Origin of the sequence: Lentilactobacillus kefiri, assembly GCF_009739535.1 — a bacterium.
GTDB lineage: Bacteria > Bacillota > Bacilli > Lactobacillales > Lactobacillaceae > Lentilactobacillus > Lentilactobacillus kefiri.
The window spans coordinates 246396-260300 of record NZ_CP029971.1; the positions used below are offsets into that span (position 1 = coordinate 246396).

A 13905-nucleotide genomic window follows, 5' to 3' on the forward strand; every position below is an offset into this window, starting at 1 on the left:
ATGAAAGCAAAAGGATACTTAATAATCTTGTCTGCGTTCCTCGCAGTCGGTTTGGCAGGCTGCGGTGGCAACAAGGCAAATCAAGCAAACGAGAAAAAATCATTCAGTGCAAATATGGCTAACGATTCATCAAGTTCTTCGGCCGCTTCCAGTTCAAGTCAATCACTGGACAACTATCAGTACAAAGTGCCCAAGTCAGTCCAACACAATTCACACTACGTTAAAAATGGTGATCTGAGTAAAAAACATCAGTTTACATTTGACCGCTTCGGAACCCGTCAACAGCTTGCTGCCGTTTCAACTCAGCCTCTCGACATTCAATCCGGTAAATTAACCTACAAAGTTAATCAAGTTCGGATTATTAAAAATACTGCAAAAACACCTGAAGCTAAGGAAGCCGTCGAACAGGTTTTGAACCTGCAGACCATCCCTGACACCTACTACACATTTGTGCTGAACTATATCGTTACCAATCGTTATGACATTAAAATTGCTTTGAACGGCGTTGACTACGTTAAAACCAATCAGGGGCAGACACTGACAACTGCTGACCAGCTCACGGATTCATCAGCCGGCAACCGAATCAATTCCGGTAAAGCCGTCAGCTTCGCCATGACTGGCTACCTTCACGATTATGCAAGTCATCCGGCAACCAAGTTGGCCATTAAGTTTGGACCGGTTTATACAACCAATCAAAAGAAAGTTGCGGACGCACCGGATTCAACACTCACTGTTAATTTAAATTAGAAACTTCAAATGTCAAATTAAGTTAGAAATTTTAGCTGCTCATCAGTGATTTGATTTACGAATGCCTCAAGTGGTGTTTGATAATTGAGACTTTTTCTGGGAATATGGTTCCGTCGACTAGCAACAGCCTGGACAAATTCATCTGATAGCTGGTCCATGATGAGATCATGGTGCAACCCATCCTTACGAAGTAAGTTGTTGGTGTTTTCATTCAACCCACGTTGATTGGGTGCTCCTACAGCGGCAAAGTAAATATTTAAATCAAACTGGTTAGCAATCGTTCGCCAACCGGCGAACTCCTTACCATTATCAAACGTGATGGACTTAAACAAGTGGCGTGGCAGCTTCGTCAACCAGGCTGCTAAACTACGATTGACGTTTTGTGATGACTTGGTATGTGAATTCAAAACAATTGCGACCTTGGTCTGCCGTTCAACCAGTGTGGTTACGGCACCCTGATGGTTTTTGCCTTGAACCGTGTCGCCTTCTAAATGACCGAATTCTCGTTTAAAATTAGGATAGTCCTGATAACGGGTTTTTAAATCTCTGCCCAATTGCCCAGCTTTTCCTCGTCGTTCAACGTACCCATTAGGGTGACGCTGACCATGCATGGGTAAATCTTTGGCGAACAAGCCAAAAGCATCATGTTTGAAAATGCGATATAGGGTTCGTACGCCGCAGCTAAAAGAACGTTCGTGGCGATTAATAATTGTATCTGGTTGCCACCCCGCTTGAATTTTGGCTTGGATATAAACCAGTTCATCAGGGGCTAGTTGAATGGGCTTACGCCCACAATGTTGTTTGTGCCGTCGATAATGTTGTTGGTAATCAATAAGCGTACCGCCAGCGTCAAGAAAACGATAGATGCGATAAACGGTTTCAGCACTCCGGTGGAGTGCTGGTGCTACTCGGTAAGCCTTTTTATTGAGCTTCCAAAAGGAATAAATTGTAGTGAGTTCGTCTATGGTAAGATGAGTATAGGTCATTTGTGATCAGCCTTTCTTTTGATTTCAACACTCAAAAGTCTATCACAAATGGCTTTTTAAATTTCTAACTTAATTTTACAAACAGGGAAATAAAAAGAACTGAGACAAAATGATCATTTTGTCTCAGTTCTTTTTTGTATATTCAACAGTTGGAAAACTGTTATTTTTTATCGTAAAAATCACTAATTGATTTTGCAATCAAATGCGTGTAATGAACATTTCCTTTTGGATTTGGATGGACATTATCCTGCCAGAACCAGTCTCGCTGATTCAAACTGTATGCATGCCAATCAACAACATGGACATTCTTATGGCGTTTGGCGGCAGCTCGAATCGTCCGGTTAACTTCAGACTCCCAGTTTCTGGTTGGCACATGAGTGGTTACCCAGAAAATCTGGTGCTTAGGACCGATTGATTTAATAACCGAGTTAATCTGTGCAGATGTCATCGGAGAATTGGTTCCCAAATTAATTAAAATGTTGGGAGCAAGTTCGTTTTTCTTCTTCATCTGCGTCAACACTTGCCCTGCCTGCCATATCTGACGGCCAACTGCAGCTGAAACATAGGCGTTCTGGAATACGTGCTGAAGATCTCGACTGTTATCGGCCAAAATTGAATCTCCAATAGCCGTTAGTGGTTGTTGATAAACCATCAAATATTGACGTTTATTCAAACCATAGTGCTTGGCAATCTTGTACTGCTTAACAGTTAGCTTCTTCTTCAAAAGCTTCTTCATCCGCTTTTGATTTGCAGAAAGCTTGGAAGCCTTCTTTTGCTTGGCCAAGGCAGCTTTATTCTTCGCACTGGAAGCTTTTTCGTTTTGCGTAATGTTTTCCTGCAAAACATTTTTGGCATCCTTGGTTGGTGAAATGGCACTACCATAGACCGATACACCAATTAGGAACAGAGCTGGAACCAACCATAGCCGCTTCCAACCGTAAACTGAACTTGGTTGGAAAAATTCGTAAATTGAACGGCCAAGATTTGAATACTTGTAATGTCTTAATGGCGCTTCAATGTAACGGTATGACAGTTCACTGATAATCATGATCAAGGCAATCTCAATCGTTGCATGCATCAAAGGATGCGATGCGATATTTTGAACTTTGATTTCGTAAAAAATCATGACCGGGAACTGATAAAGATAGATTCCGTAACTTCTGGTACCAATCCAATGAAATACCGGGTTGGTCAGCCACCGGTTAATATCTGCACCTGGGTGGGCACAAGCGGCAATCAAGGTCGTTGAAGCAATTGCCATGATGAACATTCCGCCGCGATACGTAAAGGTATTTTGGCCGGAAAGTTGGAAGTAAAGGTAAGCAATAATGGCAATCGAAATAAGTCCGATTACGTTCAGTGTCCATCGAGAAGTGGTTGATACATGCTTCTTTAAGTGAGTTGATGGCCAAATCACAGCCAGTAAAGCACCAAAGACAATTGAGAACATCCGGGTATCAGTACCATAGTAAACCCGGTTCAAAGTAGCTGGGCCGGTGTATAGCAAGCCCATTAGGACCCCGGAGCCAATTGCCAAAACAAGTAAGATATTGGCAATTGTTCTTCGTTTGCGAATGATCAAAATCATTGCCGTTAAAATTAACGGCCAAATTAAATAATATTGTCCTTCAATGGACAGTGACCACAAGTGGGTAAACGGTGATTCCCCGTTGAACCGGTCAAAATAACTTTGACCGTGACCGACTTCCCACCAGTTGTAGACGTAAAGCATGTTGGTCGTAATAATCGATCGTAAATTGGTCAACAGCGACCGTTGAAAAAGTGTTATGTATGTGCCGGTTCCCACCAGCATAAACACCAGGGCAGGATACAGCCGTTTAATTCTTCGGGCATAAAAGCCCCAAAAATCAATTTTGCCGTTTTGCTCCCACTCCTGTAACAAGAGATCAGTAATCAAATAGCCGGATACTACAAAAAAGGTTGGCACTCCCAAGTACCCACCCTGCAGCTTATACGGCAACAGATGGTAAATGATAACACCAACTACCGCTAGTGCTCGAATACCATCAAAACCAGTTATATACCGGCTATGCTTAAGCCGTTTTACATGTTTTTTTGTTTGAACCTGTTGCATTGAAATATTCCCTGCCCTATATGAATTTGATTTTTAACTATTCAACATATGTGAATGAGAAGTCCAAGATAGTGACTGTATCGCCATCTTTAGCCCCAGCTTTTCGTAAGGCATCATCGATTCCCATACCATGCATTTGACGTGCAAATCTTAGCATACTTTGATCATGTTCGGTATTGGTCATCTTAAACAGACGTTCAATCTTGTCGCCTGTAATAACCCATGATTCATATTCTTTATCATATGAAATATGGAAGTCACTAGAGTCAGCTGGCTTGTAATCATATTGCTTGGTCGTATCCTGTGGCTTCTCCAAATCTGACAGCTTAGTTGTATCTAATAGGTCGGCTGTTTTGCGAATTAATTCGGTTAAACCGGTATGAGTGACTGAAGAAATTGGGAAAATCTCAGGAACATCTGTCTGACTATCTTGAGATTCATTCAAACGTTTTTTGAACTCCTGAAGATTATCTTCAGCATCAGGTAGGTCCATCTTGGTTGCCACAATGATTTGTGGCCGTTTCAAGATTCGTTCATCATACTGTTCCAATTCTTTATTGATTGCCAAATAATCATCGAATGGATCACGGCCTTCAATTCCGGACATGTCCACTAAATGAAGAATAACACGGGTTCGTTCAACGTGACGCAGGAATTGGAATCCCAATCCTACTCCATTCGAAGCTCCCTCAACTAATCCAGGTAAATCAGCGACAGCAAAATCACGCCCGTCATCCAATCTGACCATTCCAAGATTAGGAACCAACGTTGTGAAATGATAGCCGGCAATTTTCGGTTTGGCACTGGTAATGACCGACAAAAGTGTCGACTTCCCTGCTGAAGGGAACCCAACCAGTCCGACATCTGCCAAAACTTTCAATTCCAGGCTAAGGGAAATTTCCTCCCCTGGTTCACCATTTTCAGCAATTTCAGGTGCCGGGTTCGTTGGACTTGCAAAATGAATATTGCCACGGCCACCACGGCCGGCTTTTGCAACAACCAATTCTTGATCGGGTTTGGTTAAATCCCCGACGACGGCACCCGTTTCAGTGTTGGTTACCGTTGTTCCTTCTGGGACTGGGATAACCAAATCATCGGCACTACGACCGGTCATAGATTTGTTGGCACCATTGCCGCCATTTGCAGCTTTAAACTTTCGATGGTAACGGAAATCCATCAAGGTATTCATTCCTGAATCCACTTTAAAGATGACATTTCCGCCTCGGCCACCGTCACCTCCGGCAGGGCCTCCGTTTGGAACATATTTTTCGCGTCGGAAAGCAACCATACCGTTTCCGCCGTTTCCAGCCTTTACATTAATTTTTACTTGATCAACAAACATCTTATCACCATTTTAATTAATCCTAAGTCGTTAGTTACATGTTCAATACTCTAGCAGTATACCGAGTTTCGCACACCAGGTCAAAATAATCTTGAAAATGACCATGAAAATTGATCCCTAGTGGGTTAATTTTTTATCTTGATAATTAGTTACCTTACGTTCTTCATCAATCTTACTCAACGAGAACTTAATGGTTTGCGCTACAGTTTCCGAAATTCCAAGTTTGCGGAGATCGGCAATCGAAGCATTTGAAATTTTCCTCAATGATCCAAATTTTCGCAAAAGCTTGTTTCGGGTCTTAGGACCAACTCCAGCGATTGAATCCAAACGAGAACTCAAAGAATTCTTCGTATGAACTTTACGATGGTAGGTAATCGCAAATCTGTGAACTTCATCTTGAATTCGCTGCAGGAGGTAAAATCCCTGGCTTTTTGGATTCAGTTGAAGCGGTGTATCGTGATTACCAAATAATAAGTCGGCCGTTTGGTGATGGGTATTCTTGACCATGCCACCAACCGGAATGTCCAGTCCCAGTTCATTTACCAGAACATCTTTAACGGCGTTCATCTGAATAGTCCCGCCATCCATTAAAATCAGGTCGGGCATTTCAGCGTGTTCCTTGAGTAATCTGGTGTAGCGTCGACGAATGACTTCCTTTGTACTTGCAGCTTCATCGGCATGGTGGACGGTTCTCAATTTGTATTTCCGATATAAATTCTTATTAGGTTGGCCATCCACGAAAACAACCATTGCCGAAACCAGGTCGGCTCCTTGAATGTGTGAGTGGTCAAAAGCTTCGATCTTATGACCAGGGGCAATTCCCATGGCATCGGTTAATTCTTTCATTGCCCCGGTTGTCTTGCTCTCATCCAGCTCTAACAGCCTGAATTTCTCCTCTAAGACCATCTTGGCATTCTTACCTGCCATCTCCAGTAAGTCACGTTTCTGACCCCGCTGTGGCGTTCTAACGGGTACGTCTTCCACCACGTGACTAATCACATCAGTTGGCAGTGATTTGGGTACCAGAATTTCCTTTGGCAAGATTTGATTCTTCTGCTTGTAAAATTGAGAAATGAAACTGACCATTTCTTCTTCAGGATCGTCAATAATTGGAAATAATCGTTTTTCACGCTTCATTAATCGTGACTGACGAATGAAGAACACCTGAATAGATAACCAGCCTTTGTCCATATAATAATTAAAAATATCTCGAGGGGTGTTATCGTTTGAAATAATTTTCTGCTTTTCAACCGTGATTTCAATATATTTGATCAAATCACGAATTTCGGCTGCCCGCTCGTATTCCATCTTCGAGGCTGCCTTTTCCATTCTGGCAGTCAACATTTGTTTGGCATGGGCAACATTCCCATTCAGAAATGATTTAATCCGCTTAATCTGTTTGGCATATGCCTCTTCGGGAACCACTTTGAAGCAGGCACCCAGACACTGGCCCATGTGGTAATACAGGCAAGGTCGATTTTGAAATCCATTACAGCGTCTGAGCGGATATACCTTCTGTAAGAAGTTCACCGTCTCATCAGCTGCATAAACGTTTGGATAAGGGCCAAAATAAAAGCCGCCATCTTTAAGCAAGGTATTGACGATTTTAATTTGCGGGTCACGTTCATTAGTAATCTTAATGTATGGGTACCCGCCGTTCCCCTGTTTTAATTTGATGTTGAAATATGGCCGGTGTTTTTGAATTAACGTAATTTCCAGTAAAAATGCTTCTTTGTCGCTGGAAACCACGATGTATTCAAAATCGGCAATTTCGGAGACCAACCGGGCCGTTTTACCTTCATGACTGCTCTTAAAATATGAGCGAACCCGGTTCTTTAAGTTTTTGGCTTTTCCAACATAAATGATCTTACCGTTGATATTTTTCATCAGGTAACAACCAGGCATATCAGGCAATAAAGCCAACTTATGTTCGATATATTCATTCGCCAAAAAACTCACTCCTTTCATAATATTCAATTTAAAAGTATACATCGAATATATGTTTGGTTCAACTGATACGAACTGGGGATAAACGGTCTTCAACACTCACATTTACTCAATCAAACAAGCACATCGTTTTGCACCAACTATCCCAAAAAAGGAATCCTGCCAATGATTTTAAATACATCATCTGGGATTCCTTTTTTATTGTCATTGTTGATTCAAATTTGATTCACTCAAGATTAGTCAGTCGGTTAGACATTTTGAATGATTTTGCCAATGAAATCTTTTGCCCGTTCATTTTGAGGGTTGTCAAACAATTCACCAGGTTTGTTTCTTTCCAGAATATAGCCATCTGCCATAAACCAAACCTCATCGGCAACCTCTTTGGCAAAGCCCATTTCGTGGGTAACCACAACCATGGTCATTCCTTCTTTGGCAAGTTCGTTCATAACTTCCAGAACTTCACCAACCATTTCAGGATCCAACGCACTGGTTGGCTCATCAAATAACATGACTTCCGGGTTCATTGCCAAGGCTCTGGCAATGGCCACCCGTTGTTGTTGACCACCTGACAAGCTGCTTGGATAGGCATTGGCTTTTTCTTTGAGGCCAACTCTGTCCAATAAATGCATGGCAACTTTTTGAGCTTCGTCATCTTTCATATGTTTAACACGAATCGGTGCCAGCTTAAGGTTTTCAATCACCGTCATGTTCGGGAAGAGATTAAAGCTTTGAAAAACCATTCCCATTCGTTCACGCAGATTGATCAACTGCTTTTCATCAACATTGGTTAAGTCGGTTCCGTCAAATTTAACTTCACCGGATGTTGGCTTTTCCAATAAATTCAAGCAACGGAGAAAAGTACTTTTTCCGGCTCCGGATGGGCCAATCACACAGATAACCTCGCCGGATTTAACAGTCCCGTTGATATCCTTGAGAATTTCATTTTTACCAAACTTTTTACTTAAATGATTAACTTCGAGAACTTTTTTATCCTGCATGTTTCATCTTCCCTTCAAAGTGATTCAGAACACGTGTAAGTGCAAATGTCATGATAAAGTACAGCAGCATTGCGACAAAGATTGGCATGACACCACGATACGTATCCGCCCGAACGATGTTCAACTGATAGATCAAATCGGTAACTCCGATAATTGAAACAATGGAACTTTCCTTAATCAGTGAAATGAATTCGTTACCCAAAGCTGGCCAGATATTCTTGAATGCTTGCGGCAAAATAACGAATCGCATCAAATCACCTTTTGATAATCCAAGACTGGCGGCAGCTTCCGTTTGCCCTTTTGCAACGGAATTAATTCCGCCACGAATAATTTCAGCAACGTAGGCACCACTATTCAGCGACACGGAAATCATCCCTGAAATCAACGCTGGAATGTTCACCACCACACCGATTCCAAAGTAAACAAACAAGACTTGAACCATCAAAGGTGTTCCACGAATAAATTCGGTATAACTAATTGCAAGGCCACGAAGCCATTTTTGCTTGGAGAATCGCATCAATGCCAAGACAACCCCAATGATGACACCGAAGAAAGTTGAAACGATTGAAATCAGAACCGTGTATTCAACACCTTTGGCAAAGTACTTCCAGTAATGGAACATCGAAGTATTAACCGTGTTAACCTTCATATACTTTCCGGCATTTGCCAAATACTGTTCGGTTAGATTTTTCTTTTGAATTTGATCAATTGATTTATTAACGGCCGTTACCAAACTGTTCGAGCCCTTTTTGAAGGCAATAGCAACACCGGTTTCGTTTTTGTTTAAATCGTAGCCGGATGGAATCATCTTTAATCCGGAATCATTTTTAACATAAGCTTCGGCACTGGGCTTTTCAATTCCCAACGCATCAATTTTGTGGGTCTTCAATGCCAGTACCAAGTCGGTTGACTTATCCATCCCCTTAACAGTTGCATCGGGAATCTTCTTCTTTGCCAACCCATATTGCAAGGTACCGGTCTGGGCACCAATCTTGGCACCACGCAAGTTCTTGACGCTCTTATACTTATTTGCGTCATTGGCATTAATCAGAAAACTTTGACCGCCGGTATAGTAAATCTTTGAAAAGTCAACGCTTTGTCGACGAGCCGCCGTTGGATTAATACCACCAATCGCCATGTCGGCTTTTCCAGTCTGAATCGCAACCAACAGTGAGTCAAAATTCATACTCTTAATCACAAGCTTAACGTGAAGATCTTTGGCAACCTTCTTGGCAACATCGATATCCATCCCAACAATATGATCCTTGCCCTTTTTATTCACTTGAAATTCGTATGGCGGATAATAAGGACTGGTAACCATAATCAGTTCACCACGTTGTTTAACTCTCTGCAGCGAATTATCAGCAGCAGAAGCATGACTCGTAGATACCACCGTTAAAGCAAGGATGGTCGTAATCATCATAATAACTTGGATAATAGCTTTAAAATTCTTCTTCATTACGTTCCCTCTTCCCAAAATTATAATAACCAATACGTTACACCAAAAACATAATTTATGCAATAAAAATCTAAAATAAGTTAGAATTATACATTATTCATGCAAATATTCATTGTGATTTAAGAAGTGGCCAATAAGTGTGACTTTTAAGGCAATCTTTGCTATAGTTATCTCGTAATAGAGTAAGGAGATGAATCAGAATGGCATTAAAGGTTAATCGCCAAAATGACATGGATGCGATCTTCGGCAAATTTGCTGAAATGGATCCTGAAGACAAGAAACGAGACAAGTTTTTAAAACACGATAAAAAAGATAAAGATAAAAAACGTAAGAACGAAGAACGACCAAAGAAAAAATGGTTTTAGTTCCAAGTGAAACCCGTACCCGATCATAAAATAAGCATATTTAAAAGGACTATGTCGAAATGACATAGTCCTTTTTTTGAATTTCATGAAAATATATATGCAGAAAAGCAGCGTGCCGCTACTCGCCTAATTCTTTCTTGGCATTCTTGATCTGTAAACGGACTTGATCAAAGCCGGTTCCACCCAAAGAATGACGACGTTCGACCGCAACCTCTGATTTGAGGTCATGATAGACATCCTCTTCGATTTTAGGTGAGGCAGCCTGTAGTTCCTCCAAGGACATGTCCTGAAGGTTCTGGTGGGTTTCTATGCCCTTTAAGACAAGCTTACCAACAATTCCGTGGGCCTGTCTGAATGGAATGCCCTTGGCAGCCAAATAATCAGCCAACTCGGTTGCGTTTGAAAAGTCGTTTTCAGTTGCATGCTTCATCCGTTCGACGTTCGGCTTGGCAGTCTTCAGCATCCCATTGAACACCTTTAAAGAAGGTAGGAGCGTCTTAACAGTGTCAAAAGTTCCCTCTTTGTCTTCCTGGAGGTCTTTATTGTAGGCCAGAGGCAATGACTTCATCGTTGAAAGCAGGCCAATCAAATGACCATAAACCCGACCCGATTTACCACGGATCAGCTCCGCCATATCAGGATTCTTTTTCTGCGGCATAATCGAACTACCGGTTGTATAAGCATCACTCAGTTCAAGGTACTTGAACTCATGGCTGACCCACATACTGATTTCTTCACAGAAACGTGACAAGTGCATCATCAGAATTGAACTGTTGCTCAAAAACTCCAGCGCAAAGTCACGATCCGAAACAGCATCCAAGGAGTTTGGATAGACTTGTCCAAATCCAAGTTCCTTGGCCGTATATTCACGGTCAATTGGGAAAGTGGTCCCTGCTAACGCAGCTGCGCCCAGAGGCAGAATATCCGTGTGCTTCATATTGAACTCAAAACGTTCTTTATCACGTTTCAACATCTGATAGTAGGCCATCAGGTAATGACCATATGAAATTGGCTGAGCATGCTGCAGATGGGTATATCCAGGCATGATGGTTTCAACATTCTTTTCTGCCATTTCAACCAAGGTCTTTTGCAGGGTGGTGATTTCGTCAATGACTTGAGGCAAACGATTTTTCAAGTACAAATGAAAATCAGTTGCCACTTGATCATTTCGGGAACGCGCAGTATGCAATTTCCCGGCAACCGGTCCGATCCGGTCAGTTAATAACGCTTCAATATTCATATGAATGTCTTCGTTTTCAACTGTAAAATGCAGCTTGCCGGCATGTAAATCTTTTCGCAGGTCGTTTAACCCGGCAACAATCTTATCAACATCATCCATCGGTAAAATTTTGGTATGCCCAAGCATTTTGACATGAGCCAGTGAGCCCTCGATATCTTCATCGGCCATTAATTGGTCAAATGAAATCGAAGCCCCAAACTGATCGACCCATTCTGCTGCTTGTTCCTGAAAACGACCACCCCATAATTTCTTAGTGCTCATTTATTTTTTAGCTCCCGTATGTGAAGAATTTTGTTCATGAACAGATACTTTATCTTTTAATTGAGACTTGGTAACGGCTTTAACAAATTGTGAGTTCTTGTTCTTAAGCGCAACTTGTTGATAAACCTGAGTAGGAAGTCCCCAAAGTTTGATGAAGCCTTTGGCAGCTTCTTGATCAAATGAATCTGAAGAAGTGTAGGTTGCCAAATCCTTATCGTAAAGTGAAGAATCTGATTTACGTCCGAGAACCATCACGTTTCCTTTGAATAATTGAAGCTTAATGACTCCATTCACAACTTCTTGTGACTTATCAATAAATGATTGGATGGCATCCATTAAAGGTGAGAACCACAATGCATTGTAAACCAGTTCGCTGAGTTGTTTTTCAACAGTTGGTTTGAAATGAGCCAAGTCACGTTCAAACGTTAAGTCTTCCAACTCTTTATGAGCTTTTAACAAGACAGTGGCAGCAGGTGCTTCGTAAACTTCACGAGACTTGATACCAACCAAACGGTTTTCAATATGATCAATTCGACCAACACCGTTTTTACCGGCAGTTTCATTTAATTCCTGAATAATTTCAGAAAACTTCATTTTCTTGCCGTTTAACTCAGTTGGAATTCCTTTTTCAAATGTGATTTCAACTTGAGTTGGAGTATCAGGAGTATTTTCAATTGGATTCGTAATTGCAAAAGCATCTTCAGGTGCACTTTGCCATGGATCTTCCAAAATTCCGGCTTCATTGGCACGGCCCCAAATGTTGGCGTCGATTGAGTATGGTGAGTCCAAATCAATTGGAATTGGAATGTTGTGGTCCTTGGCATATTCGATTTCTTGTTCACGTGACCAGTGCCAATCACGAACTGGGCTTAAAACTTCAAGCTGTGGGTCAAGACCATGGATGGCAACTTCGAAACGAACCTGATCATTTCCTTTACCAGTACAACCATGGGCCACGGCAACGGCATGTTCCTGATGGGCAACTTGAACAAGCGTCTTTGAAATTAATGGACGTGACAATGCTGAAATCAATGGGTATGAACCTTCATACATCGCATTGGCTTTTAATGCAACGGATGCGTAATTGTCGGCAAATTCATCAAGTCCATCAATGACATATGCCTTAATGGCACCAACATTCAATGCCTTTTGCTTGATGAAGTCCAAATCTTTTCCTTCACCAACATTAATACAGCAGGCAATCACATCGTAGCCCTTGTCATGCAGCCAAGGAATTGCAACTGAGGTATCCAAACCACCGGAATAAGCTAAAACAACTTTATTATTTTCTGACATATATATTCCCTCTCATCTTCTAAAAATTCAATGTATTGAGATTAACACCAATATTCATTTAATGCAACTGTTTTTATGTTTTATTCACTATTATCGAATTTATTATGTCGATTATACAGTTTTTGACGGCATTTTAGAAAAATCGGAATGAAAAAAGCAGCCAAAGATTACTCCGGCTGCTTCGAAATTTAAATATTAACTTGATTGACGCCACCATGTTGAGCAGGGTAACGTTTTTTAAGTCGCTTAATGTTATCACTGGCAACTTCGTCGAATGGAATATCGGCCCACTCTGAAATCTGAGACAGATACCAGAGAACATCGCCCATTTCCTTGACGAGTTGATCATGATCCAGTTGTTGACTTTGAAATGTATATTTACGAACCAAATCAGCAACTTTACCCGACTCACCTGTTAGGCCCAAAACACAATTAGTTAAAACCTGTTCATTGCCCATTAATGTCCGATTAGCTGCTTTTTGATAATCATCAAAATTCATCGTTTCATTCTCCCCTCAATCCAACGCCAAATTTCATTTTTACCCGTTTTGGTTAATGCGGAAAACAGGACCAACGGCTCATCTGAATCGAGTTGGAGAGTCTTTTTGATTAACGATTCCTGCTTATTCCATTTACCACCGGAAATTTTATCCATCTTGGTTGCCACAACCAGCATCGGAATATTGTAGTATTTCAGCCAATTATGCATTGAAATATCGTCATCTGTGGGTGCATGACGCCCGTCAACCAAGGTCACAACGCCTTTAAGCTGCTCACGCTTGGTTAAGTATGTTTCAATCATCCGGCCCCACTTTTCACGGCTGGCTTTTGAAGCTTTGGCATATCCATAACCTGGAACGTCAACAAAATAGAGTTTGTCTTCAATGTTATAAAAGTTGAGAGTCTGGGTCTTACCAGGCTGACTTGAAGTACGAGCAAATTTGTTCCGATTAATCAGGACGTTGGTCAATGAAGATTTACCCACATTTGACCGACCAACCAACGCTATTTCTGGAAATTGGGTATTTGGATATTGTTTTTCTGCGACAGCACTAATTGTAAGGTCGACATTGTGAACCTCCATGAAACCACTCCTTCAATGAATAAACTATTTAAATAAAAAAGAAATCTGACAGTAAGCTATCTAAAGTTTACATCAGATTTCTGGG

General features: G+C 41.4%; 12 protein-coding genes. 2 read left to right on the top strand and 10 right to left on the bottom strand.

All coding sequences use genetic code 11. From position 1 onward, the window contains the following. Nucleotides 1-747 carry a hypothetical protein gene (locus tag DNL43_RS01360; RefSeq protein WP_054769504.1) on the top strand — a complete coding sequence of 249 codons (747 nt, stop codon included), beginning with the start codon at nt 1-3 and terminating at the stop codon, nt 745-747. Nucleotides 748-764: 17 nt separating this feature from the next. On the opposite strand, the gene DNL43_RS01365 is transcribed toward DNL43_RS01360, so the two are convergent. The 6 genes from DNL43_RS01365 to DNL43_RS01390 form a co-directional block, all read right to left on the bottom strand. Next, the gene (locus DNL43_RS01365) at nt 765-1733 is read right to left on the bottom strand and encodes an IS30 family transposase (protein ID WP_054769923.1); all 969 of its coding nucleotides are present in this window, start codon (nt 1731-1733) and stop codon (nt 765-767) included. 160 nt (nt 1734-1893) lie between these two features. Continuing rightward, nucleotides 1894-3828 carry an acyltransferase family protein gene (locus tag DNL43_RS01370; protein WP_056982209.1) on the bottom strand — a complete coding sequence of 645 codons (1935 nt, stop codon included), beginning with the start codon at nt 3826-3828 and terminating at the stop codon, nt 1894-1896. A 37-nt stretch (nt 3829-3865) separates the two neighbouring features. Next, entirely contained in the window at nt 3866-5170 is a 1305-nt protein-coding gene (gene obgE / locus DNL43_RS01375) for a GTPase ObgE (RefSeq protein WP_056982207.1), read from the bottom strand. 117 nt (nt 5171-5287) lie between these two features. After that, entirely contained in the window at nt 5288-7120 is a 1833-nt protein-coding gene (gene uvrC / locus DNL43_RS01380; RefSeq protein ID WP_056982205.1) for an excinuclease ABC subunit UvrC, read from the bottom strand. Nucleotides 7121-7365: 245 nt separating this feature from the next. After that, complete coding sequence (locus DNL43_RS01385) at nt 7366-8115, bottom strand: amino acid ABC transporter ATP-binding protein (protein ID WP_056982203.1); 750 nt, start codon at nt 8113-8115, stop codon at nt 7366-7368. Next, complete coding sequence (locus DNL43_RS01390) at nt 8105-9574, bottom strand: ABC transporter substrate-binding protein/permease (protein WP_095344818.1); 1470 nt, start codon at nt 9572-9574, stop codon at nt 8105-8107. The genes DNL43_RS01385 and DNL43_RS01390 overlap by 11 nt, the downstream gene beginning before the upstream one ends. Nucleotides 9575-9774: 200 nt before the next feature. Here DNL43_RS01390 and DNL43_RS12040 point away from each other — a divergent pair, with 200 nt between their 5' ends. Then, nucleotides 9775-9939 carry an SPJ_0845 family protein gene (locus DNL43_RS12040; RefSeq protein ID WP_169790310.1) on the top strand — a complete coding sequence of 55 codons (165 nt, stop codon included), beginning with the start codon at nt 9775-9777 and terminating at the stop codon, nt 9937-9939. A 118-nt stretch (nt 9940-10057) separates the two neighbouring features. On the opposite strand, the gene argH is transcribed toward DNL43_RS12040, so the two are convergent. From argH to yihA, 4 genes are all read right to left on the bottom strand, one after another. After that, complete coding sequence (gene argH / locus DNL43_RS01395; protein WP_056982202.1) at nt 10058-11440, bottom strand: argininosuccinate lyase; 1383 nt, start codon at nt 11438-11440, stop codon at nt 10058-10060. Next, nucleotides 11441-12736, bottom strand: a complete 1296-nt coding sequence (locus DNL43_RS01400) for an argininosuccinate synthase (RefSeq protein ID WP_056982200.1) — start codon at nt 12734-12736, stop codon at nt 11441-11443. A 188-nt stretch (nt 12737-12924) separates the two neighbouring features. Further along, the gene (locus DNL43_RS01405) at nt 12925-13236 is read right to left on the bottom strand and encodes a nucleoside triphosphate pyrophosphohydrolase family protein (RefSeq protein WP_056982198.1); all 312 of its coding nucleotides are present in this window, start codon (nt 13234-13236) and stop codon (nt 12925-12927) included. Then, entirely contained in the window at nt 13233-13820 is a 588-nt protein-coding gene (yihA, locus tag DNL43_RS01410; protein WP_054769506.1) for a ribosome biogenesis GTP-binding protein YihA/YsxC, read from the bottom strand. The genes DNL43_RS01405 and yihA overlap by 4 nt, the downstream gene beginning before the upstream one ends. Nucleotides 13821-13905 lie beyond the last annotated feature (85 nt).

Excerpts from the sequence above, each read along its gene's own strand:
- DNL43_RS01385 (WP_056982203.1), bottom strand. The coding sequence starts at position 8,115 with ATGCAGGATAAAAAAGTTCTCGAAGTTAATCATTTAAGTAAAAAGTTT.
- DNL43_RS12040 (WP_169790310.1), top strand. The coding sequence starts at position 9,775 with ATGGCATTAAAGGTTAATCGCCAAAATGACATGGATGCGATCTTCGGC.
- DNL43_RS01370 (WP_056982209.1), bottom strand. The coding sequence starts at position 3,828 with ATGCAACAGGTTCAAACAAAAAAACATGTAAAACGGCTTAAGCATAGC.
- DNL43_RS01390 (WP_095344818.1), bottom strand. The coding sequence starts at position 9,574 with ATGAAGAAGAATTTTAAAGCTATTATCCAAGTTATTATGATGATTACG.
- argH (WP_056982202.1), bottom strand. The coding sequence starts at position 11,440 with ATGAGCACTAAGAAATTATGGGGTGGTCGTTTTCAGGAACAAGCAGCA.
- DNL43_RS01405 (WP_056982198.1), bottom strand. The coding sequence starts at position 13,236 with ATGAATTTTGATGATTATCAAAAAGCAGCTAATCGGACATTAATGGGC.
- DNL43_RS01365 (WP_054769923.1), bottom strand. The coding sequence starts at position 1,733 with ATGACCTATACTCATCTTACCATAGACGAACTCACTACAATTTATTCC.
- DNL43_RS01360 (WP_054769504.1), top strand. The coding sequence starts at position 1 with ATGAAAGCAAAAGGATACTTAATAATCTTGTCTGCGTTCCTCGCAGTC.
- yihA (WP_054769506.1), bottom strand. The coding sequence starts at position 13,820 with ATGGAGGTTCACAATGTCGACCTTACAATTAGTGCTGTCGCAGAAAAA.
- obgE (WP_056982207.1), bottom strand. The coding sequence starts at position 5,170 with ATGTTTGTTGATCAAGTAAAAATTAATGTAAAGGCTGGAAACGGCGGA.
- DNL43_RS01400 (WP_056982200.1), bottom strand. The coding sequence starts at position 12,736 with ATGTCAGAAAATAATAAAGTTGTTTTAGCTTATTCCGGTGGTTTGGAT.